General features: G+C 69.8%; 17 protein-coding genes and 1 pseudogene. 13 read left to right on the plus strand and 5 right to left on the minus strand.

Translation table 11 applies throughout. From position 1 onward, the window contains the following. The 4 genes and pseudogenes from AB0B85_RS32725 to AB0B85_RS32740 form a co-directional block, all read right to left on the minus strand. A pseudogene (locus tag AB0B85_RS32725) lies at window positions 1-357 on the minus strand (hypothetical protein); the annotation flags it as partial. 30 nt (window positions 358-387) lie between these two features. Then, window positions 388-1,380 (minus strand): glycoside hydrolase family 11 protein, encoded by a 993-nt coding sequence (locus AB0B85_RS32730; protein ID WP_357413486.1) that lies wholly within the window; start codon window positions 1,378-1,380, stop codon window positions 388-390. A 481-nt stretch (window positions 1,381-1,861) separates the two neighbouring features. Continuing rightward, window positions 1,862-3,007 carry a DUF6596 domain-containing protein gene (locus AB0B85_RS32735; RefSeq protein ID WP_357413488.1) on the minus strand — a complete coding sequence of 382 codons (1,146 nt, stop codon included), beginning with the start codon at window positions 3,005-3,007 and terminating at the stop codon, window positions 1,862-1,864. Then, window positions 3,004-3,411 (minus strand): YciI family protein, encoded by a 408-nt coding sequence (locus AB0B85_RS32740; protein ID WP_357413490.1) that lies wholly within the window; start codon window positions 3,409-3,411, stop codon window positions 3,004-3,006. The genes AB0B85_RS32735 and AB0B85_RS32740 overlap by 4 nt, the downstream gene beginning before the upstream one ends. 199 nt (window positions 3,412-3,610) lie before the next feature. On the opposite strand from AB0B85_RS32740, the gene AB0B85_RS32745 reads away from it, so the two are divergent. Then, window positions 3,611-4,066, plus strand: coding sequence for a Fur family transcriptional regulator (locus AB0B85_RS32745; protein WP_357413492.1), 456 nt, complete (start codon window positions 3,611-3,613; stop codon window positions 4,064-4,066). Then, complete coding sequence (katG, locus tag AB0B85_RS32750; protein WP_357413494.1) at window positions 4,063-6,339, plus strand: catalase/peroxidase HPI; 2,277 nt, start codon at window positions 4,063-4,065, stop codon at window positions 6,337-6,339. Before AB0B85_RS32745 ends, katG begins: the two co-directional genes overlap by 4 nt. Before the next feature lie 156 nt (window positions 6,340-6,495). Here katG and AB0B85_RS32755 read toward each other — a convergent pair whose 3' ends face one another. Then, window positions 6,496-7,482 (minus strand): aldo/keto reductase, encoded by a 987-nt coding sequence (locus AB0B85_RS32755; protein ID WP_357413496.1) that lies wholly within the window; start codon window positions 7,480-7,482, stop codon window positions 6,496-6,498. Window positions 7,483-7,584: 102 nt separating this feature from the next. On the opposite strand from AB0B85_RS32755, the gene AB0B85_RS32760 reads away from it, so the two are divergent. The 11 genes from AB0B85_RS32760 to AB0B85_RS32810 form a co-directional block, all read left to right on the plus strand. Continuing rightward, window positions 7,585-8,442 carry a helix-turn-helix transcriptional regulator gene (locus AB0B85_RS32760; RefSeq protein WP_357413498.1) on the plus strand — a complete coding sequence of 286 codons (858 nt, stop codon included), beginning with the start codon at window positions 7,585-7,587 and terminating at the stop codon, window positions 8,440-8,442. Between the two features lie 244 nt (window positions 8,443-8,686). Beyond that, window positions 8,687-9,208 (plus strand): hypothetical protein, encoded by a 522-nt coding sequence (locus tag AB0B85_RS32765; RefSeq protein ID WP_357413500.1) that lies wholly within the window; start codon window positions 8,687-8,689, stop codon window positions 9,206-9,208. A 411-nt stretch (window positions 9,209-9,619) separates the two neighbouring features. Then, window positions 9,620-10,297, plus strand: a complete 678-nt coding sequence (locus AB0B85_RS32770; RefSeq protein ID WP_357413502.1) for a hypothetical protein — start codon at window positions 9,620-9,622, stop codon at window positions 10,295-10,297. A gap of 173 nt (window positions 10,298-10,470) precedes the next feature. Beyond that, window positions 10,471-11,289: a basic amino acid ABC transporter substrate-binding protein gene (locus tag AB0B85_RS32775; protein ID WP_357413504.1), complete on the plus strand. Its 819-nt coding sequence runs from the start codon at window positions 10,471-10,473 to the stop codon at window positions 11,287-11,289. Between the two features lie 76 nt (window positions 11,290-11,365). Next, window positions 11,366-12,160, plus strand: coding sequence for an amino acid ABC transporter permease (locus AB0B85_RS32780; protein WP_357413506.1), 795 nt, complete (start codon window positions 11,366-11,368; stop codon window positions 12,158-12,160). Between the two features lie 4 nt (window positions 12,161-12,164). Continuing rightward, entirely contained in the window at window positions 12,165-12,992 is an 828-nt protein-coding gene (locus AB0B85_RS32785; RefSeq protein WP_357413507.1) for an amino acid ABC transporter ATP-binding protein, read from the plus strand. A 350-nt stretch (window positions 12,993-13,342) separates the two neighbouring features. Next, window positions 13,343-14,347 carry a multicopper oxidase domain-containing protein gene (locus AB0B85_RS32790; protein WP_357413509.1) on the plus strand — a complete coding sequence of 335 codons (1,005 nt, stop codon included), beginning with the start codon at window positions 13,343-13,345 and terminating at the stop codon, window positions 14,345-14,347. Between the two features lie 23 nt (window positions 14,348-14,370). Then, window positions 14,371-18,318: a ThuA domain-containing protein gene (locus AB0B85_RS32795; RefSeq protein WP_357413511.1), complete on the plus strand. Its 3,948-nt coding sequence runs from the start codon at window positions 14,371-14,373 to the stop codon at window positions 18,316-18,318. An 8-nt stretch (window positions 18,319-18,326) separates the two neighbouring features. Then, a complete protein-coding gene (locus AB0B85_RS32800) occupies window positions 18,327-19,856 on the plus strand; it encodes a chitobiase/beta-hexosaminidase C-terminal domain-containing protein (protein WP_357413513.1) in 1,530 nt (509 codons plus the stop codon). 32 nt (window positions 19,857-19,888) lie between these two features. Then, window positions 19,889-20,866 (plus strand): hypothetical protein, encoded by a 978-nt coding sequence (locus AB0B85_RS32805; RefSeq protein WP_357413515.1) that lies wholly within the window; start codon window positions 19,889-19,891, stop codon window positions 20,864-20,866. Window positions 20,867-21,645: 779 nt separating this feature from the next. Beyond that, window positions 21,646-22,160, plus strand: a 515-nt coding sequence (locus AB0B85_RS32810) for a putative T7SS-secreted protein (RefSeq protein ID WP_357413517.1), incomplete at its 3' end; no start/stop codon positions are given.

Below are 22,160 nucleotides of genomic sequence, written 5' to 3' on the forward strand. Positions count from 1 at the left end.
TCTCCCGATCTCCGGCCGGCGGGCCCGCGCGCCGGGACCGCCCCCCCCCCCCCCCCGCGGTTCGGCCGGCGCGGCCCCGGCCGGCCGGCCGACGCCGCCCGGCGAGAACACCGGCGGTGCGTCCGAGCCGGCCTCGCCCGAGAGCACGGCGGCGGACCCGACGACAGCGCCGGCGGATGAACCGACGGCGGCGCCGACCGGGACAGCCGACGACGAGCCGGCGGCGGATCCGACGAAGGAGCCGTCGGCCGAGGAGTCGGCAGCGCCGGAATCGGCAGGACAGGAGTCGGCAGCACAGGAGTCGGCCGTCCCGCAGGTCTGACGACGCACCGCTGGCGTGGCGGCCGAGGCCGCCACGCCAGCGATGGTGTCAGGAGGTGGTGCGGCTCAGCCGGTGCGGCAGGTGACCGTCGGCCAGTTCCAGTTGCCGTTGGCCATGATCGTGATTCCGAAGTTGTTGCCGTTGCCGTTCGGCCTGGCGGTGACGGTACCGCTGGTGCCGCTGACGGAGGCGTTCCAGCTGTTCTGGATGCTCTGGCCACCACCGAGGCCGAGGCTGACCACCCAGTTGCTGGTGCCGCTGACCGCGACGTTCAGGTTGAACCGGTCACCCCACTGCTGACCCGCGGAGAGCGACGCGTTGCAGTTGCCGGTCCCGGGGTTGCCGGTGGTGGGCGCGGAGGTCGGCCCGGAGGTCGGGTTGCCGCCGCCACCCTCCGAGACGGTGACGTCGGAGCTGCCCTGGCTCTGGTAGCCCTCGGTGGCCATGATCTGGTACGAGTGGTTGCTGCCCAGGTTCAGGCCGGCGCGGGCCCAGGCGTCGAAGTGGTTGGCGGTGGTGATGGTGCCACTCGAGCGCTTCGACTGGCGGACGCTCCAGTACTGGTAGAACGTCTGGTTACCGTCGATCGACGGGGCGTTCACCCGCTGGCTGCGCAGGATGTCGTAGGTGCCGCCGTCGGTGGTGACCGTGCCGAGCCGCTGGGCGCCGCTGCTCGGGTTGTAGCTACCGAAGTTCTCCACCACGTAGTACTCGATGAGCGGGTTGCGCGTCCATCCGTACAGGGCGAGGTAGGTGTTGTTGTTGCCCGGGTTGTAGTTGGCCGAGTAGCTGACCGTCCGCCGGGAGCCGGTGGCCCAGCCCTTGCCACCGACCCAGTTGTTGGTGCTGCGGTCCCAACTGCTGGAGTAACGACCGTTTTCGCGCAGCGTCATGCTGGCGTTGCCGCCGTCCTTCCAGAAGGAGAAGTAGTAGCCGTTGTGCGTGCCGGTCAGGCTCGAGGTGAGCGTCCGGTCGGCCTCGGCGTACGCGTTGGTGGCCGTCATCGTGCCGGTCACCGCCAGGACGGCGGCGCACGCGGCGCCGAGGAGCAACCGCATGCGGCCGCGTCCTCTTCGTGCGATGGGGATGTGGCTGGTGTCGCTCATGTGCGTGGTGCCTCCTCGTGACGGCTGGCGGGGGCCAGCAACGCGGCACGCCTCGGCAGGCTGCCGGTGGCCCGGTGCCGGCCACTGTCGTCGTGCCGCTCGGTGGTGGTTTGCCGGTCGTCCCGCACGACGACCGGCGCAGTGGTTCGCGGGGACTGACATTGACGGCGATTGAATGCCGTCGATGGGGACCGTATTAACCTGGTCGTCCCCTTGTCAACAATTTTCGGAAACATCGCGGTAGACCCGCGACGGCCAGCGGAGGTCGGACGGTTGGTGTCTATCCAGGTCAGTAGTCGATCAGTAGCGGCTGGGCCGCGACTGAGGCTCGGGTGGCCGTTCTGGGCGCGAGGGCTACCTTCCGAAAACTTCCGGACGCTTTCCGGACCCGAATCATCCGATGATCGCGCGAGGGATGCGGGTGGGGCGCCGGTCAGCGCGGCGGTAGGGCGTTGAGCCGCGCGGCCTGGCGGGTCAGATGGTCGCGCTCGGCCAGGTTGGACGCCTTCCGGGCCGCCTCGGCGTACAGTCGCGCGGCCGTCGCCACACTGCCGTCGCGCTCGTGCAGGTACGCCGCGACCGCCGTGAAGCGGGGCAGCGTGTCGGCAACCGCCGCGAGCGCCGCGAGACCGGCCCGCGCGCCGTCGGCCTCACCGACGGCCACCGCGCGATTGAGCCGGACGATCGGGCTGTCGGTAAGCCGGGCGAGTTCGTCGTACCACTCGACGATCTGCACCCAGTCGGTCTGCTGCGCGGTGGGCGCGTCGGCGTGCAGTGCCGCGATGGCCGCCTGGGCCTGGAACTCGCCCAGCCGGTCGCGGGCGAGGGCCGCCTGGAGGATCTCGACGCCCTCGGCGATCGACGCGGTGTCCCACCGGCCGCGGTCCTGTTCGGCGAGCGGCACCAGGGTGCCGTCGGGCGCGATCCGGGCGGCCCGCCGGGCGTGGTGCAGCAGCATGAGGGCGAGCAGGCCGGCCACCTCGGGGTGGTCGATGGCCGCCGCGAGCTGCCGGGTCAGCCGGATGGCCTCGGCGGCGAGGTCGACATCGCCGGAGTAGCCCTCGTTGAAGACCAGGTAGAGCACGCGCAGCACGGTCGCGACGTCGCCGGGTTGGTCGAACCGCACCGCGGCGACGGTGCGTTTCGCCCGGCTGATCCGTTGCGCCATCGTCGCCTCGGGGACCAGGTAGGCGTGCGCGATCTGGCGGGTGGTCAGGCCACCGACGGCGCGCAACGTGAGCGCTACCGCCGACGACGGCGTCAGCGACGGGTGGGCGCAGAGGAAGTAGAGCCACAGCGTGTCGTCCACCGCTGGCACGGGCCCGGGTGGCGGCTCCTCGTCCGCGGCGTCCTCGCGTCGGCGACGTGCCGCGTCCGCCCGGGTCGCGTCGAGGAACCGGCGCCAGGCCACGGTGACCAGCCAGCCCTTCGGGTCGCGCGGCGGGTCGGCCGGCCAGCCGCGCACCGCCTCGACAAGCGCGTCCTGCACGGCGTCCTCGGCCGCCGCGAAGTCGGCTCCGCGGCGGACGAGGATGCCGAGCACGCTCGGCGTGAGGCCCCGCAGCAGGGACTCGTTCACTCGGTGATGGTGGGCGGCTCGGTCAGGAACGGGCGCAGCTCGAGCCACTCGTGGATCGGCTTGCCGCCCGCACCCGGGGCGGCCGACAGCTCCCCGGCCAGCTCGACGGCGCGCTCGTAGCTGTCGACGTCGATCACCATCCAGCCGGCGATGAGGTCCTTGGTCTCGGCGAACGGGCCGTCGGTGACCGGCGGTTGACCCTCGCCGTCGTAGCGGACGAACGTCCCGGTGGGGGCGAGCGCCTGCGCGTCGACGAACTCGCCGGTCTCCTCGAGGCGGGCCGCGAAGTCGCGCATGTACTGCATGTGGGCCGAGACCTCCGCCGGCGCCCACTGGTCCATGGGTACGTCGTTGACCGCCGTGGGGCCGCCTCGGTAGTGCTTGAGCAGCAGGTACTTGGCCATCGTGACTCTCCTCGACGCTGGTGCGCGACCCGTCGTGGTCGCGTTCACCCCGGGGACGGAGCCAGGTGTCGGTTCTCGACATGGCCGTCCGGATTATTTTTTACTATCGCGGCGGGCCTGGGTGAATCCTTCGCCACGGCGGCGCGTCGACCCGGCTAAAACTTGATCCGTTCCAGAAAAGTGGGCTAGTGTTCGGCAGGTGATGTCCGACTTCGAGGCGCAACTGCGGGCCGCCTCGCTGCGGGTGACCCGGCCCCGATTGGCGGTGCTCGCGGCGTTGCGTGACCACCCGCACATCGGCACCGACGCGGTGATCGCGCTGGTGCGGGCCGATCATCCGACGGTCTCCCACCAGGCGGTGTACGACGTGCTGCGTGTCCTCACCGACGCTGGTCTGGTCCGGCGTATCCAGCCGGCCGGCGCGACCGCCCGCTACGAGTCCCGGGTCGCGGACAACCACCACCATGTCGTCTGCCGCTCCTGCGGTGTGATCGCCGACGTCGACTGCGCCGTCGGTCACGCCCCCTGTCTCACCGCCCCCGTCGACCACGGTTTCGTGGTCGACGAGGCGGAGGTCGTCTACTGGGGCAGCTGCCCCGACTGCGCGGCCACCCGTACGCCCCAGAGATCCGCAAGCTCGGAAGGAAGTTCATGAGCGACACCCAGGACAACCGCCCCACCAGTGCACAGGGCGTGGACCAGAAGGCAGCGGCCGGCTGCCCGGTGGCGCACGACTCGGTGACCGCGCACGGCAGCGAGAGCGAGAACCCGGCGATCGACTCGCCGACCCCGAAGACCGGCGGCCGTCCGCGCACCAACCGGGACTGGTGGCCCAACCAGCTCGACCTCTCGGTGTTGCACGCCCACTCGTCCAAGGGCAACCCGCTGGGGGAGGACTTCAGCTACGCCAAGGAGTTCGCCAAGCTCGACGTCGAGGCCCTCAAGCGGGACATCGTCGAGGTGCTCACCACCTCGCAGGACTGGTGGCCGGCCGACTTCGGCCACTACGGCGGCCTGATGATCCGGATGAGCTGGCACTCTGCCGGCACGTACCGCATCGAGGACGGCCGCGGTGGCGCCGGCGACGGCGGCCAGCGCTTCGCGCCGCTGAACAGCTGGCCGGACAACGCCAACCTCGACAAGGCGCGTCGGCTGCTCTGGCCGGTCAAGCAGAAGTACGGCCAGAAGATCTCCTGGGCCGACCTGATCGTGCTGGCCGGCAACGTGGCCCTGGAGTCGATGGGCTTCAAGACCTTCGGCTTCGGCTTCGGCCGGGAGGACGTCTGGGAGCCCGAGGAGATCTTCTGGGGTCCGGAGGACACCTGGCTCGGTGACGAGCGGTACGCCTCCGAGAAGGAGATGGCGGCCGGCGTCGGCTCGACCGAGATGGGTCTCATCTACGTCAACCCGGAGGGCCCGCGTGGTAACGCGGACCCGGCCGCCGCGGCGCACTTCATCCGGGAGACCTTCGGCCGGATGGCGATGAACGACGAGGAGACCGTCGCTCTCATCGCCGGTGGTCACACCTTCGGCAAGACCCACGGTGCCGCTGTCGCCGACAACCACGTCGGCCCGGAGCCCGAGGGTGCCCCGCTGGAGGCGCAGGGTCTCGGCTGGCTGAGCACCCACGGCAGCGGCAAGGGTGCCGACACGATCACCAGCGGTCTCGAGGTGACGTGGACCGACGTGCCGACCCAGTGGAGCAACCGCTTCTTCGAGATCCTGTTCGGCTACGAGTGGGAGCTGACCACCAGCCCGGGTGGCGCGAAGCAGTGGGTCGCCAAGGACGCCGAGGCGATCATCCCGGACCCGTTCGACCCGGCGAAGAAGTACAAGCCGACGATGCTCACGACGGACCTGTCGCTGCGCGTCGACCCGGCGTACGAGAAGATCTCGCGCCGTTTCCTGGAGAACCCCGACGAGTTCGCGTTGGCCTTCGCCAAGGCCTGGTACAAGCTGCTGCACCGGGACATGGGACCGATCGAGCGTTTCCTCGGCCCGTGGGTGGCCGAGCCGCAGCTGTGGCAGGACCCGGTGCCGGCCGTCGACCACGAGCTTGTCGGTGACGCCGACGTCGCCGCGCTCAAGGCGAAGGTCCTGGAGTCCGGTCTGACGACCGCCCAGCTGGTCTCCACCGCCTGGGCGTCCGCCGCGAGCTTCCGGCACACCGACAAGCGCGGCGGTGCGAACGGCGCGCGGATCCGCCTGGAGCCGCAGCGCAACTGGGAGGTCAACCAGCCCGAGCAGCTGGCGACGGTGCTCGGTGTCCTGGAGGGCATCCAGCGGGAGTTCAACGAGGCCGGCGGCGCGAAGATCTCGCTCGCGGACCTCATCGTGCTGGCCGGTTCGGCAGCCGTCGAGAAGGCGGCGCGGGACGCCGGCGTCGAGGTGACGGTGCCGTTCCGGCCGGGTCGCACGGACGCCACCCAGGAGCAGACCGACGTCGAGTCGTTCCGCGTCATGGAGCCGCGCGCCGACGGGTTCCGCAACTACCTGCGTCCGGGTGAGAAGACCCAGCCGGAGGTGCTGCTCATCGACCGCGCGTACATGCTCAACCTGACCGCGCCGGAGATGACCGTCCTCGTCGGCGGCCTGCGCTCCCTCGGTGCCAACACCGGTGGCAGCCAGCACGGTGTCCTCACCGACCGGCCGGGCGTGCTCAGCAACGACTTCTTCGCGAACCTGCTCTCCCCGGGCACCCGGTGGACCGTGTCGAAGTCCGAGGAGCACGTGTACGAGATCCGCGACCTGGCCACCGACGAGGTGAAGTGGACCGCCAGCGCGGTTGACCTCATCTTCGGCTCCAACTCGCAGCTGCGCGCCCTCGCCGAGGTGTACGCCAGCCAGGACGCCCGCGACAAGTTCGTGGCCGACTTCGTGACCGCCTGGACCAAGGTCATGGAGCTGGACCGGTTCGACGTCGCCTGACCGGCATCCACCGACGAGCCCCGGCGACGCACCAGTGCGTCGCCGGGGCTCGTCGGCGTCGTCGACGATCAACACACCGGCCGGATGTGCCGGACGCACGCGGGGCGGTCCGGTGGTCGTCACCGTTTCTTCACGTCCCTCAGGCCCGTGCGTGGTTCAGTTGCCGACCTCGAGGGCGGCCATGAACGCCGTCGGGTATCGGTCTCCACGGGCTGACCCGGCCGGCACCGCCTTCTCGATCTCGGCCAGGTCGTCGCCGGTCAGCTCCAGGCCGATCGCCGGAAGTGCCTCGGCCAGCCGATCCCGGGTGCGGGCGCCGATCAGCGGGACGATGCGCTCGTCCTGCGCGGCGACCCAGGCGATCGCCAACTGGGCGACCGTGCAGCCCTTGGCGTCGGCGACCCGGCGCAGGGAGTCCACCAGGGTCAGGTTGTGCGCGGCGTTCTCCTGGGAGAAGCGTGGACTGTGGTTGCGGTGGTCGCCGTCGCGGCCGGGCGCCCAGTGCCCGCTGAGCAGGCCCCGGCTGAGCACGCCGTACGCGGTCAGCCCGATGCCCAGCTCACGCAGCGTCGGCAGCACCTCGGCCTCGATCGCCCGCGACAGCAGCGAGTACTCGATCTGCAGGTCAGCGATCGGGTGCACGGCATGGGCCCGGCGGATCGTGGCAGCCCCGACCTCGGACAGCCCGGCATACCGGACGTACCCCGCCTCGATCAGCTCCTTGATCGCGCCGATGGTGTCCTCGACCGGCACCCGCGGGTCGACCCGGGCCGGGCGGTAGATGTCGATGTGGTCGACCCCGAGGCGGGTCAGCGTGTACGACAGGAAGTTCTTGACCGCCTCGGGCCGACCGTCGGCGCCGGAGAACCGCATGCCCGGCCCGACCAGCTGACCGAATTTGACACTGAGTTGATAGCTGTCCCGGTCCCGGCCGCGCAGCGCCTCGCCGAGCAGCAGCTCGTTGTGGCCCATGCCGTAGAAGTCGGCGGTGTCGATAAGCGTGACGCCGGCCTCCAGCGCGGCATGCACGGTGGCGATACTCTCACCGCGGTCGGCCGGCCCGTACGAGCCGGACATGCTCATCCCGCCCAGACCCAGCGCGGAGACGGTCGGACCGTGCTCACCAAGAGTTCGTTTCTGCATGTCCCCAGCCTGCGCCGGATCCGCCGGACCCGGGAGCGGAGCGCTTGTCGTGGGAGCGCCGCTCCCTGTCTCCCCGGCCACCCGGCGAGGGAGCATGGTCGCATGGAACGTGACGAGCTGGCCGATTTCCTGCGCCGCCGCCGGGAGGCGATCCGCCCGGCCGAGGTCGGCCTGGCCGACGGGCCGCGCCGCCGCACCACCGGTCTGCGCCGGGAGGAGGTGGCGATGCTGGCCGGCATGTCGGTGGACTACGTGGTCCGCCTGGAGCAGGGCCGCAGCAGCCAGCCGTCGACGCAGCTGCTGGTCGCGCTGGCCCGCGCGCTGCGGCTGTCCGACGACGAACGGGACCACCTGTTCCGCCTGGCCGGGCACCAACCGCAGCCGGGCGCCGACACCGCCCGGCTGGCCCGGGCCGGTCTGCTGCGGATGCTGGACCTGCTCGGTGACACCCCGGCTATGGTCATCTCCGACCTGGGCGTGGTGCTGGCTCAGAACCGGGCGTCGATGCTGCTGGCCGGTGACCACACCGGTTTCACCGGCTACCGCCGCTACCTGATCTATCGCTGGTTCACCGAACCGGACACGCACCCCGTCTCGTCCGTTCCGGAACGCGAACGGCTGGGCCGGCAGCACGTGGCCGATCTGCGCGCAGTGGCTGGCCGACGGGCAGGCGACCCGGAGGTCGCCGGCCTGATCGCGACCCTCCGCACCGCCAGCGCCGACTTCGATCGGCTGTGGGCGGAACACGAGGTTGCGGTACGCCGCAGCGACCGCAAGACGTTCGAGCACCCGCGGGTCGGCCGGCTCACCATGGACTGCGAAACCCTGGTCACCCCGGATCTGGGCCAGCAGCTGCTGGTGCTGACGCCCGCCGACGACGAGGCCCGCGAGCGCCTGTCGCTGCTACGGGTCCTCGGCACCGAGGAGTTCCCGGCGCCGGTCACGACTGACGGTCGGTAGCCCCTTCGCCGGTACGAATATCGACGCATCCGGGCCGGCTCCCCGTGGCGCGACATCCCGGTGACCGCACCTCGGGACCAGATTGGCGACCACACTGGACAGAAACTGAGCCACTCATTCATCCCCGAGTACCACCACAGAACAAACCCATCCCGCAGGCAGTGCTGGACGAAGCGGACCTGCTTGGCATCACGATCCGAGACAGCAACGGTAAGCTGCATCCGTCGCCGGCCAAGGGAGATGCGTGTCTGAGCCAACAGGTCCGGTGACCTACAGCCGCCGGTGGTCCTTTCGGCGACACAAGCCGATCGAACCCATGTCGGCGCAGCAAGCTGCCGCCCGAGACGCGGCAGGGGAGTTCTACACCGTTGCCTTGCGCGACCCGTCCGGCGCCGCTGCGCCTGATGCGGTCATCGAGATTGCGTGGGGCAACAATCACGTCGGTGTCTGGTTTTTCGATGAGTACGGCCGCCAAGCACTGAGGTATTCCTTTCGTCGCAGCAATGATCACCTGTTTCTCCATGGCATCACTCAGTGGGACTATCCCGACGAGAGCGCGGCAACCCTCTCCGGCGCTACCCGAGTGGACAAGTTCCAGTTCGGCGAGGACGGCGTCGCTCAGCGGCTGACCAGCAACGACGCCACCAGAGAGACCACCAAGGAAGACCGCAGCGGCGTCAACGTCTCCACCCACTGGGAGTCGTTCCCGCGCTTTGGTGAATGGGCATCTCTCGCGCGCTGGAAGCGCGGAACGTCCGTCTCCTGATCTCGCATCCGCTCAACTCGCCTGTCGTCGTTGCGGCGGGTCGCGACCACAGAAACCGCATCCCGATGTTCCAACCACACCCTTTGGGCTTCGACTTGCCGTAGGCCTCGTCCATCGTCACCCACCCCACCGGCACCCCCGCGACAGGTGCTGACGCGCCCGCCGCCGCAGCTCCGAACGGCGAAACCGAGACCCGATACGGGCATGCAGCCGGTCCACTGCCTTTGCAGTACTAGCTAGGGCACGCTCGCGGACGGGCGGAAGGTGCCGCTGCCCGGCAACGCGCCGGCGATGATGACCGCCGGACCGACCGCTCGGCGAGGTTGTCGGGGGCGACAACTCGCACTCGACGGGCGTCCAGCCGGACAGCTACCCTTTGGCCCCGCATGCCCATCGATGTGAGGAGATGCGATGGCGCGTCGCACCGGCCGGCCTTCCTATCTGTCGGACAAGGCCGACGTGAGTCGTCGCCGTACCACGCGCGTTGTGGCGGTCGCCGGGGCGATCGCACTGGTCACCGCCCTGGTGGGTGGGCTGATCGGCTACCAGGTGGGTCGACCGGACGCCACCGAGGCGTCCATCGCGTCCCTTAAACAGGCCGAGGCGAAGCGGGACGCCCAGCAGATCGTGGAGTTGACGGAGACGGCTCGCCGGGTCAGCGACCAGATCGCTCCCATCCTGACCGCCCTCAAGGCGGACACGTCGGCCGGGCGCGCGCCGGATCCGGAGCAGGCCAAGCGGTGGCAGGAGAGCCTGCGTCAGGCGGCCGAGCCGTTCGCCGACCCGCCCTCGGGGACCACCGCCACGAACGTGGCGCGGGGTGGGCTGCGGGGCGCAATTCAGCAGGCGGCCCTGGCCGTCGACACCTACGCGCTGGCCGCTACCGTCCCGGCGGCACAGCGCGCCGCCCTGTTGGCCGTCACCGCCCGACAGGCGGCCGAGGCCGTCACGGGCTGGTCGGTCGCGGCGACCCAGCTCGACCAGGTCAGCGTCGACGCCGGCCACGGCCATCAGCACGTGTTTCTCAGCACAGACCCGGAAGGGGCAGCCTTCACCCCGGACGGGGCGGCCGAGGGGACCGGCGGTTGACGCCTTGTTCCGGATCGACTGTCCGGTTCTGCGTCGGCCGATGGTCGCCCACCGGTCTGCCGACTCGGTGCGGTCTGGGACCGGCGGCCTGAATCAGGTACCGTCGCCTGTCTCAAGTCTCAGCACCAACCTGGCTTCCGGTGACCGGTGAGCCGAACCGGAGGGACACAGCCATGAGGTTCCAGAACGCTGTCCGGCAGGCCGGACTCGTCGTGGCGGTCGCCGCCCTCGCCGTCACCGCGGGATGTGCCAAGAAGGACGACAGTGAGGTCCAGGCGAGCGGGGTCAAGCTGGTTGAGGCGGGCAAGCTGACCGTCTGCACCCACCTGCCGTATCCGCCGTTCCAGTCCAAGGACGCCAGCGGCACGGTGACCGGCTTCGACGTCGAGATCATGGATCTGGTGGCCAAGGATCTGGGCGTCCAGCAGACGATCATCGATACTCCGTTCGAGGGGATCAAGTCCGGTCAGGACCTGAACACCGGCAAGTGCGACGCGGCGGCCGCCGGCATGACGATCACTGCGGAGCGGCAGAAGGTGATGAACTTCTCCGACCCGTACTTCGACGCCACCCAGGCGTTGCTGGTGAAGACGGGTAAGGCGTACAAGTCGCTCGATGACCTCAGGGGCAGGAAGGTGGGCGTCCAGGCGGCCACCACCGGTCGGGACTACGCCAAGAAGTTCGAGGCGGAGAAGGGTCTCAAGCTCGTCGAGTTCGAGGACCTCGCCGCCGAGCAGCAGGCGGTCGCCAACGGCCAGGTCGAGGCCGCCATCAACGACCTGCCGGTCTGGAGTGAGTACCTCAAGAAGAACCCGGGCGGTTTCCAGGTGGCCGCCGAGTTCGACACCGGCGAGCAGTACGGCTTCTCGGTGAAGAAGGACGCCAACCCGGAACTGCTCAAGAAGATCAACGAGGCGCTGGCCAAGGCCAAGCAGGACGGCACCTACGACACGATCTACGAGAAGTGGATCGGCAAGCGGCCGAGCGCGTGATCGCAGCTCCCAGCAGCCTGGCGCGCGTCCCGCGCGCAAGGCGGGTCGATAACCTCCGGGAAGGCAACGAGCGAACGTGAAGCTGCGACGCCGCCAGCGGGAGCGGCTGTCCCTCGGGCTGCAGTACCTGGTCTTCATCGCCATCATCGCCGCGGTGTTCGTCGCCGCGGACTGGGACAGGTTGGCCGACGCGTTCTTCCGCGTCGACATCATCAAGTCGATGTTCCCGACGATCATCACCGTCGCGCTGCGCAACACAGTTCTCTACACGCTTGGCGCGTTCGCCTTCGGTCTTGTGTTCGGGACCATCCTCGCGCTGATGCGGCTCTCCCGGGTCGCCCCGTACCGCTGGCTGGCGACGGCCTACATCGAGCTGTTCCGGGGGCTGCCCGCGCTGCTGGTGCTCTTCCTCGTGGGGTACGGAATCCCGATCGCCTTTCCGGAGCGGGAGATTCCGGGCGGGGTGTTCGGCTCCATCGCGATCGGCCTCGGCCTGACCGCCGCGGCGTACATGGCGGAGACCATCCGGGCCGGCATCCAGGCCGTGCCGAAGGGGCAGATGGAGGCGGCTCGCACCCTCGGCATGTCGCACTTCACCGCCATGCGCACGATCGTCATCCCGCAGGCGTTCCGGATCGTGATACCGCCGCTGACGAACGAACTCATCCTGCTCACCAAGGACTCGTCGCTGGCGTACGTGTTGGGTGTGACGGCACAGACGATCGAGGTCACCAAGTTCGGTCGGGACATGCTCAACGACCGGGTGAACGCCACCCCGCTGCTGGTGGCCGGTCTCGCCTACCTGATCATCACCCTGCCGCTGTCCCAGCTGGTACGCCGTCTCGAACTCCGCTACGCCAAGGCCCGGTGACCCCATGACGAGCACTGCACCCCGCCCGGCCGTCGAGATCCGCGACCTGCACAAGTCCTTCGGGCCCCTCGAAGTGCTCAAGGGCATCGACTTCGAGGTCGGCCAGGGCGAGGTGGTCTGCGTGATCGGGCCGTCCGGGTCCGGCAAGTCGACGCTGCTGCGCTGCGTCGACCTGTTGGAGGAGCCGACGGCCGGCAGGATCTGGGTCAACGGGGTCGAGATGACCGACCCGGACGTTGAGATCGACGCGGTGCGCCGTGGCATCGGCATGGTCTTCCAGTCGTTCAACCTGTTTCCGCACCTGACCGTGCTGAACAACCTCACCATCGCCCAGCGTCGGGTGCTGCGCCGGGGCCGGGCCGAGGCGGAGCGCGTCGCTCGGGCCAACCTGGACCGGGTGGGGCTGACCGACAAGGCCGACGCCTTTCCGGCGCAGCTCTCCGGTGGGCAGCAGCAGCGGGCCGCGATCGCCCGGTCACTGTCGATGGAGCCGAAGCTGATGCTCTTCGACGAGCCGACCTCGGCGCTCGACCCGGAGTTGGTCGGTGACGTGCTCACCGTCATGCGCAAGCTGGCCGAGGACGGCATGACGATGATGGTGGTCACCCACGAGATGGCATTCGCCCGCGACGTGGCCGACCGGGTCGTGTTCATGGACGGCGGTGTGGTGGTCGAGCAGGGGCCGCCGCAGGAGGTGCTCGGCGACCCGAAGCACGAACGGACCCGCGCGTTCCTCTCCCGGGTCCTCGACCCGACCCGGGTCGCGCAGCTCGGTCAGCCCGACCAGCCGCCGCAGCCGCCGAGCCGGCCGGCCGACGACCACCAGCTCTGACGATCCCTTCCGTACGGCTGTCCGCCGGGCTGCCTCAGCACTGAGTCAGCCCGGCGTCGTTGCTGCGCCCACCACCGGTGAGCCCGCCAGGATTCCTGGTCGAGCCGGCCGACGGACTGTGTGTCAGGATCATGTCAATCGAACGCCGTCGTGATGTCAAGGTAATCTTTTTGCAATCAGACCTGGACTTTCGTCGATGGACTACATAAGTTTCAGACATCCACCGAAAGCTCTGAGTCTTCCGAGCAAAGTCCGCGACGAGCCTCACCTCAGTCGTGCTGCCGCCCCGTGCTCGGCGGTCATTGCACCCTGCCCTCGTCGCGTCTTCGCCCGGTCGGGAACGGAGACCCATGGACGATCACGGCCTTGGCTCCCATCGTCACCTGTCCCGCAGATCCCTGATCGCCACCGGTGCGCTGGCCGCCGGTGCGCTGGGGGCCGCCGCCCCCGCGATCGGCAGCACGTTCGGAGGTAGCCCCGCACAGGCTGCCGCCGGCGTCACGAAGAAGGTCACCATCTACGCCGAGCAATTGCCCGACGGCCTGTTCGGCTACGGCCTGGCGCCCGGCCAGGCCACCGTGCCGGGTCCGCTGCTGGAGATGTACGAGGGTGACACCCTGGAGATCACCCTGGTCAACACCACAGGTCAGCGGCTCTCCATCCATCCGCACGGGGTGGACTACAGCACCGATTCCGACGGCAGCCCGCTGAACGCCTCGTTCAACAACCCCGGCGAAACGCGTACGTACGTCTGGCGCTCGCGGGAGATGGTGGCCGCGTCGGGTCGCCGGTACCTGCCGGGCAGCGCCGGCTACTGGCACTACCACGACCACGCCATGGGCACCGACCACGGCAGCGCCGGAGTGGCCAAGGGGCTGTACGGCGCGCTTGTCGTCCGCCGACGCGGCGACATCCTGCCGGAGAAGCAGTTCACAGTGGTGTTCCACGACATGCTGATCAACAACCGGATGGCACCGGACACGCCCATGTTCGAGGCGAACCTGGGCCAGCGGGTGGAGTGGATCGCCATCGGGCACGGCAACCTGTTCCACACCTTCCACCTGCACGCCCACCGCTGGGCGGACAACCGCACCGGAATGCTTGAGGGGCCGGCCGACCCGAGCCTGGTCATCGACAACAAGGACCTCAATCCGGGCAGCTCGTTCGGCTTCCAGGTGCTGGCCGGAGAGGGCGTCGGACCCGGGGCGTGGATGTACCACTGCCACGTGCAGACGCACTCCGACGGCGGCATGGCCGGGATCTTCCTGGTGCGCAACGCCGACGGCAGCATGCCGCCGGGTGCCGAGGAGGCGATCCACCGGTTCCAGGGCCACACCCACACGCACGGAAGCTGACCCAACCGAAAGTGGGGACGGGGATGACCAGACAACCACGACGAGTCCTGGCCGCGATGGCGGCCTTCGCGGCACTGATCCCGGCGTCGACGGCGGCAGCCGCACCGGGAGCGGTGGCCGCGCCACGGCCGGCAGCCGCCCCGCAGGCGGCGCAGCAGACAGCGGTCCTCGTGTTCCACGGTCCGGTGGCCGAGCAGCAGGACCCGGTTTCCCGAGCGGTGGACACCATCAAGCAGCTTGGTGCCGCTCATGACATCGATGTCACGGCCACCACGGATCCGGCCGCCTTCACCACTGCCGGGCTGTCCGCGTACCGCAGCGTGGTCTTCCTCTCCGCGACGGGCGCCGCGCTCAACCGCGACCAGGAGTCGGCGCTGCAGAGCTACCTGAAGGCCGGCGGCGGCTTCGTCGGCATCGCCGACGCCGCCCGCGCCCAGGTCGACTCGGCCTGGTTCACCGGTCTGATCGGCACCCGCCCGGCGGGCGCCATCCCGGTGGCCGAGCCGGTGGCCGCGGTGACCGCCAGCGGCGAGAACCCGCCGAGCGAGACCAAGGAGAAGCTGACCGACGGCGACGCCAACACCAAGTGGCTGGTCCGCACCCCGACCGGGTGGGTGGCCTACCAACTGGCCGCCCCCAAGCGGATCACCGGGTACGCGCTGACGTCGGCGAACGACTCCGCCGGCCGGGACCCGAAGGACTGGACCCTGCAGGGCTCCAACGACGGGCAGAACTGGTCCGATCTGGACCGGCGCACCGGCCAGAGCTTCCCGGACCGGTTCCAGACCCGCCGGTTCGACATCGCCACACCGCAGGAGTTCACCCGCTACCGGTTGAACATCACCGCGAACAGCGGGGAGCCGCTGGTCCAGCTCGCCGACCTGCGCCTGTTCACGGGCAGCACCACCGCGCCCGAGCCGCCGGCGGTGAACCGCGCGGTGGTCGACATCCTGGACCGGAAACATCCGGCCACGGCGTCGCTGCCGCTGACCATCACCCGCTCCGACCGTTGGGAGAACTGGGACCCGAACCCGATCGGCACCGTGCACACGCTCGCCCAGGTCGAGGAGCGGCACTACAACCCGGGGCCGGCCGCCAACGGCGCCTTCCACCCGGTGTCCTGGTGCCGGGACTACGACGGTGGTCGATCGTTCTACACCGGCATGGGCCACACCGAGGGCAGCTACGGTGAGGAGGCGTTCCGCGCCCACCTCGTCGGGGCGCTCAACTGGACCACCGGTCGGGTCCGCGGCGACTGCCAGGCCACGATCGCGGCGAACTACAAGGTGGAGCGGCTCACCGCGGCCAACCAGACCGGTCAGCTCGACCAGATCGGCGAACCGCACGGGCTGACCATCGCCCCGGACGGCACTGTCTTCTACGTCGGCAAGGCGGCCTGCCCGACCGGCCCGATCGCGGACTGGAACGACCCGAACGTCGGTAAGGGCTGCGGCACCATCCACTCCTGGGACCCCCGGACGAAGCAGGTGAAGCTGCTCACCACCCTGGAGGTGATGGGCAACCGGGGCAGCGGCTCCGAGTTGGTGAAGAACGAGGAGGGCCTGCTCGGCATCGTGCCCGACCCGAAGTTCGCCGACAACGGCTGGCTCTACGTCTACTGGATGCCGCACGAGTCGATCGACCGGGTGCAGCGGGTCGGGCAGCGCACCGTCTCCCGGTTCACCTACGACCGCGAGGCGCAGACCATCGACCAGGCCACCCGCAAGGACCTGCTGAAGTTCCCGGTGCAGATCCACAGCTGCTGCCACGCCGGTGGCGGCATGGCGTTCGACGCCAAGGGCAACCTCTACGTCGGCTCCGGCGACAACAACTCCTCCGAGGGGTCGCAGGGCTACTCCGGCAACAACTGGACCCAGGAGTACCAGGGCATCTCCTTCCAGGACGCCCGCCGTACCTCGGGTAACACGAACGACCTCGCCGGCAAGATCATCCGGATCCACCCGGAGGCGGACGGCACGTACACCATTCCCGAGGGGAACCTCTTCCCGCCGGGCACCGAGAAGACCCGTCCGGAGATCTACGTGATGGGCGTGCGCAACATCGCCCGACTCCAGGTCGACCCGGAGCACCAGTGGCTGACCGCCGGCTGGGTCGGCCCGGACGCCGCCTCGCCCAGCCCCACTCTCGGCCCGGCCAAGTACGAGACGGCCACCATCATCACCTCGGCCGGTAACCAGGGCTGGCCGTACTGCATGGGCAACCGGCAGCCGTACCGGGATCGCAGCAGCACCGACGCGAGCGTGCTCACCGGCTGGTACGACTGCGCCAACCTGAAGAACGAGTCCCCGCGCAACACCGGGCTGGTGGACATCCCGGCGGCCCGGGACAACATGATCTGGTATTCGCCGGACGGCGGCGGCCCGGTCTTCCCCAAGCGCACCGACGGCAGCGGCCTGCCCACCTACGTCGCGGCCGACGCCACCTACACGCAGCCGTACCTGCGCGGCGGCGGGCAGGCCATCATGTCCGGTCCCACCTACCACCGCGACCGGGTCGACCCGAACAGCACGGTGGCGTGGCCGGCGTACTGGGACGAGAAATGGTTCATCGGCGACCAGTCGAACGCCGCCAACCGGGTCGCGGTCACCGTCGACCCGGCCGGGGTGCCGACGGCGACCCCGCCGGTCTACGCCGAGACGCTGCGCGCCATCATCCCCAGCGGTAACGGCGACACCCGGCTGCAGAGCTGGATGGACGCCAAGTTCGGTCCGGACGGCGCGCTCTACCTGCTCGACTACGGCGGCGGGTTCTTCAGCCTGCATTCCAACCAGAAGCTCATCCGGATCACCTACACCGGCGGTGCGCCCACCCCGGCACCCGCGGCGAACTCCGTGGCGGTACAGAACAAGCCACTGACCATCGCCTTCGACGGCGCGCGTTCCGGCGGCGTCGGCCACCGGTGGGAGTTCGGCGACGGCGCCACGTCGACCGAGGCGAACCCCCGGCACACGTACGCCAAGGTCGGCACCTACACCGCGAAACTCACAGTCACGTACGCCGACGGTGAGAAGGCGACGGTGCAGACGACTGTCACTGTGGGCTGCGCGGTGCCGGACGACCGGCCGAACGTGTGGCTCGGCGACACGGACACCGGGGTGCCCAGCCGCACTGTCGGGCAGGGCTGCACTGTCAACGACCTGATCGACGACGAGAGCGCCTGGGCCGACCACGACAGCTTCGTCCGGCACGTGACCGGGGTGACCCGCGCGCTCCAGGACGACGGTCTGCTCAACGCCCGTGAGAGCGGCACCCTGACCCGGCTGGCCGCCGCGTCCGAGATCGGGCGCACCGGCCACACCGGGTACGAGCCGCTCTTCGACGGCACCGCCGAGTCACTGCTCGGCTGGCAACAGGCACCCACGGGATCCTTCAGCATCCAGTCGGACGGTGCACTGCGTTCGAGCGGCGGGCTGGGCATGCTCTGGCACACCAAGGAACTCGGCGACTTCTCGCTGCGGCTCCAGTTCAAGGACATCGCCCCCGGTACCGGGCGGGCCAACACGGGCGTCTTCATCCGGTTCCCGGACCTGCGAACCCCCCTTGAGCAGCGCCCGCCGGACAGTTGCGGCACCGTCGGGTCGGCCCGGACCTCGACGGCCTGGATGGCGATCTACTGCGGACACGAGATCCAGATCTACGACGGTGACACCGGTGAGCCGCAGAAGACCGGCTCGGTCTACAACTTCGACCCGGTGCCGCTCGCCCAGGCCCGCATCACCCCGAAGAACGAGTGGAACGACTACGAGATCCGCGTGGTCGGCCAGCACTACACGATGATTCGCAACGGCGTGGTGATCAACGAGTTCGACAACACGCCGGGCAAGCAGTCCTCCCGTGCCGGCGATCCGCCGACCGACCTGCGGCAGTTCCTGCGCGGCTTCATCGGTCTGCAGAACCACGGTGACAACGACCTGGCCGAGTTCCGCAACATCCGCGTGCGGGAACTCTAGGAGAAACGATGACCCGACGACTCACGGCCGCGCTATCGGCGCTGCTGCTCACGGTGATCCCGTTGGCCGCGACGCCCGCCTCCGCCGCCCCACGCGTCGCCGCGGACCAGGTGTTGACCTGGACCGCGGACGACAACACCACCCGCTACAAGTCCGCCCCCACCCAGGCGGTGGCCGGCGCCGCCACGATCATCTGGGAGAACAGCGCGGCCACCGGCAACACCACCGGGATGCCGCACACGCTCACCTTCGACACCAGCAGCGAGGGCTACAACCACGACGTCACGATCAACATCCTGGCCAACCCGTTCGACGCCACCGACGGCCGGCACCAGGTGAGCGTCAACCTGACCCCGGGCCGGTACCGCTACTTCTGCTCGATCCCGGGCCACAGCCAGATGGTCGGCGAACTGGTGGTCACCGACGGGGGAGGGGGCGGCGACACCACGGCGCCGACGGTCGACGCCGCCGTCTCGGGCGACCGTGACGGCGACGGCAACTACCTCGGTGCGGCCACTGTGACAGTGACCGCCACCGACGCCGACTCCGGCGTGCAGAGCGTCGAGTACCAGGTCGACGACACCGGCTTCGAGCCGTACACCGAGCCGGTGCGGGTGACCGCGGTCGGCGACCACTCGGTGCAGTTCCGGGCCACCGACCAGGCCGGCAACACCAGCGCGGTCGGGTCGGTGTCGTTCCGGATCGTCGAGCCGGGGGAACAGGACACCACCGCGCCGGAGGTCACTGCCGTGCTGGCCGGCGACCGCGACGGTGACGGCAACTTCGTCGGTACGGCCACCGCCACGCTGACCGCCACCGACGCCGGATCCGGGGTCGCCACCATCGAGTACGCGCTGGACGGGGCAGCCTTCGCCGCGTACACGAACCCGATCGCCGTGACCACTGTGGGCATGCACATGCTGCACTACCGGGCCACCGACGTCGCCGGGAACACCTCGGCCGAGCAGATGGCCCACTTCACAGTCGTCGAGCCGCAGGCCGAGGACACCACCCCACCCACTGTCGCCGCCACGGTGGCGGGTGACCGGAACGACGACGGCGCGTACGTCGGCGGCGCGACGGTCACCGTCACCGCCACCGATGACGGCTCGGGTGTGGCGTCGATCGAGTACGCGCTCGACGCCGGGGCCTGGACCGCGTACTCCGCTCCGGTCACCGTTCGCGCCACCGGAGCGCACACAGTGCGCTTCCGGGCGACCGACACCGCGGGAAACTCGGCGGCCGAGCAGGCCACCACGTTCACAGTGGTGGCCGACGGCACCGACGCCTGCCCCGAGTCCGACACCCGGGCGACGGTGGTGATCGACGGTGACGACACAGGTGTTCGCAACGTCGACACCGGCGACGGCTGCACCATCAACGATCTGATCGACGAACACGCCGACTACCCCGACCACGCCGTCTTCGTCCGGCACGTCGAGGCGGTCACCCTCGCGTTGGTGACCGGCGGCACGCTCGACCGGCGGCAGCAGGGCGCCATCGTCCGGGCCGCGGCCCGATCGGACGTCGGCGCATGAGTCCTCGAACCTTCTCGACAGGGAGTACCACGATGCCCGGACGTACCGTCGCCAAGCTGGCCACCGTGACCGCCGTCATCGCCGCCTCGGTGCTGACCGTGGCGCCCACCGCCCACGCCGACCTGGTCACCCACTGCATCGGCACCGGCGGCGCGGTGACCGTGCCCAACGACCTGCTCGTGCCGGCCGGCGAGTCCTGCGCCCTCACCGGCACCACGATCACCGGCAACGTCACAGTCGCGGCCGGCGCCAACCTGGTGGTTGCCGGTGGCCGGGTCAGCGGTGAGGTACGCGTCGCCGCGGACGGCTACCTCGACGCCACCGAGACGACGATCGACGGTCAGGTGGTGCTGGCCGCCGGTGGCTACGGCGTCTTCTTCAAGGACGCCAGCAGCGGCAACGTGACGGTGCGGCCGAAGGGCACCGCGACGATCGACAGTTTCCTGTTCGTGGAGGAGTCGACGATCGCCGGGAGCGTCACCGTCGGCGCCGGCGAGGTCCGGCTCGACCGGGGCACCCAGGTGCTACGCAACCTCAGCAGCACCGGCACCTACTACACCGACCTGCACGACTCGTTCGTCGACGGCACCCTGTCGGTGCTCAACAGCGCCACCGGCAGCGTGGTGTGCGGCAGCGCGGTGCGCGGCAAGGCCACCTTCGCCGGCAACCTGGGTGGGGTGCAGGTCGGCCCGAACGGTGGGCTCGACAGTTGCGCCTCCGGTGGTTACTGGGGCGCGGACGTCAGCATCACCAACACCACAGGTGGGGTCACCGTGGACGACAACATCATCAACGGCCAGTTGACGGTGACGGGCAACGACCCGGCCGCCCAGGTGGCCGCGAACAACCGGATCCGTGGCGGCGTGACCGGCGATCAGGCGGCGGCGACCACCAACCGGGCCGCGCGGCTGGCCGCTCCGGTCCGGGAGGACGCCGGCGACCAGCGGGCCGAGGTCCGCCGTACCTCGGCGGTGCAGGAGGCCACCGCGGCCGGCGCGGCCCGGCTCTGACCGATCGACGCGGCGGTGGCCGGTCACCGTTGGGGTGGCCGGCCACCGCCGTCGGTAGTGCAGTTCGCGGAGGATGGCGTTGCGGCTCAGGGTGGCGCTGCGCGCCGCCACACCTGGCACCCCCGCGGGCGCGGCACGGGGCGGCGTCTCCCGCGAAGCACATCACCGTCGACACGGTCACCCACAAGGGCGCACTCGTCGCCGCGGTGGGCGTACCCGCAGTCCAGTCACCCGGCCGGAGTCGCGCTGGCCGAGGTGGTGTGGGGCTGCTGTGGAGCTGAATCGGCTGCGACATCGGACCGACCCGGCGTCGGCGGCTCCGCGTCGACGCCCCCACCGCCACACGACGGCGACCGACCACCTCGCGGGCTCTCGCCCGATTCGTTTACGACATCAGCTCCACAGGCACCGCCGGACATGCGGCCCCCTGATCCGGGTTGCCGTCTGCCCCGGCGGCCAGCGAATTCCTGAGCCTGGTGCGCAAGTAGGTCGTTGCGCGAGGGTGGTGCCGTCGAGGCGGGCAGCATCGTCGCCCCTACCGACCGGCCAGGGCGACGCGTACGACCAGCGCCACTAGCCGGACAGCGCGCGGGTCAACCCCCGGAGTCCCGGGCATCCGCTCGACTTCGGCAGGTCCGGATTGTTCCGCCCGTGCACCATCGTCTGATGTGGCCTTCTTAGGAAGATCTAGGACTCCATCAGACATAGGACTTCGTCCTGCGTCTATGTTCGATGCGTCGTGCGGCTTGTTGGCGTGGGCACGGGGGAGGTTCGGCGCGATGGCTGAGTTTCCGGCGCATTTGTTCAGGATGGATGGTGATCCGTCGGCGGTTCGGTCGTCGGCGGGTCGGTGGCAGGGGTTTGGTGCGGCGGCGACGCAGGCGGCGGCACAGATTACGGGTTTGGATACGAGTCAGTTCGTGGGTCCGGAGGCGGATCTGTTCCGGGAGGGGCTGAATGCCCAGATGCCGGGGCATTTGCGGGTGACGGGTGATGCGTTTGGTCGGGTGTCGGCGGGGTTGGTGGCGTTCGCGGGTTCGTTGTCGTCGTTGCAGGATCGGATGCGTCCGGTGGCGCAGCGTGCGCCGGGGTTGTGGGCGGCCCTACAGGCCGCGCGGGGGCGCTCGGATCGGGCGAAGCAGGCGGATGAGCGGCATGAGCGGGAGGTCGCCGACCGGCCGCCGGAGCAGGCTGCTTCCGCGGAGCCGGACACGTATCGGTCGGATGCGGGGGCGGCGGGTGCGGCGTTGTCGCAGGCGCAGCGGGACTGGGACGAGTGCGTGGCCCAGGCGGG

The organism is Micromonospora sp. NPDC049044 (genome assembly GCF_040649215.1).
Lineage (GTDB): Bacteria > Actinomycetota > Actinomycetes > Mycobacteriales > Micromonosporaceae > Micromonospora.

What these genes read in the sequence shown, in the direction of transcription:
- AB0B85_RS32760 (WP_357413498.1), top strand. Translation starts at nt 7,585, where the DNA reads ATGGAACGTGACGAGCTGGCCGATTTCCTGCGCCGCCGCCGGGAGGCG.
- AB0B85_RS32795 (WP_357413511.1), top strand. Translation starts at nt 14,371, where the DNA reads ATGACCAGACAACCACGACGAGTCCTGGCCGCGATGGCGGCCTTCGCG.
- AB0B85_RS32740 (WP_357413490.1), bottom strand. Translation starts at nt 3,411, where the DNA reads ATGGCCAAGTACCTGCTGCTCAAGCACTACCGAGGCGGCCCCACGGCG.
- AB0B85_RS32790 (WP_357413509.1), top strand. Translation starts at nt 13,343, where the DNA reads ATGGACGATCACGGCCTTGGCTCCCATCGTCACCTGTCCCGCAGATCC.
- katG (WP_357413494.1), top strand. Translation starts at nt 4,063, where the DNA reads ATGAGCGACACCCAGGACAACCGCCCCACCAGTGCACAGGGCGTGGAC.
- AB0B85_RS32730 (WP_357413486.1), bottom strand. Translation starts at nt 1,380, where the DNA reads ATGCGGTTGCTCCTCGGCGCCGCGTGCGCCGCCGTCCTGGCGGTGACC.
- AB0B85_RS32770 (WP_357413502.1), top strand. Translation starts at nt 9,620, where the DNA reads ATGGCGCGTCGCACCGGCCGGCCTTCCTATCTGTCGGACAAGGCCGAC.
- AB0B85_RS32775 (WP_357413504.1), top strand. Translation starts at nt 10,471, where the DNA reads ATGAGGTTCCAGAACGCTGTCCGGCAGGCCGGACTCGTCGTGGCGGTC.
- AB0B85_RS32755 (WP_357413496.1), bottom strand. Translation starts at nt 7,482, where the DNA reads ATGCAGAAACGAACTCTTGGTGAGCACGGTCCGACCGTCTCCGCGCTG.
- AB0B85_RS32800 (WP_357413513.1), top strand. Translation starts at nt 18,327, where the DNA reads ATGACCCGACGACTCACGGCCGCGCTATCGGCGCTGCTGCTCACGGTG.
- AB0B85_RS32785 (WP_357413507.1), top strand. Translation starts at nt 12,165, where the DNA reads ATGACGAGCACTGCACCCCGCCCGGCCGTCGAGATCCGCGACCTGCAC.
- AB0B85_RS32805 (WP_357413515.1), top strand. Translation starts at nt 19,889, where the DNA reads ATGCCCGGACGTACCGTCGCCAAGCTGGCCACCGTGACCGCCGTCATC.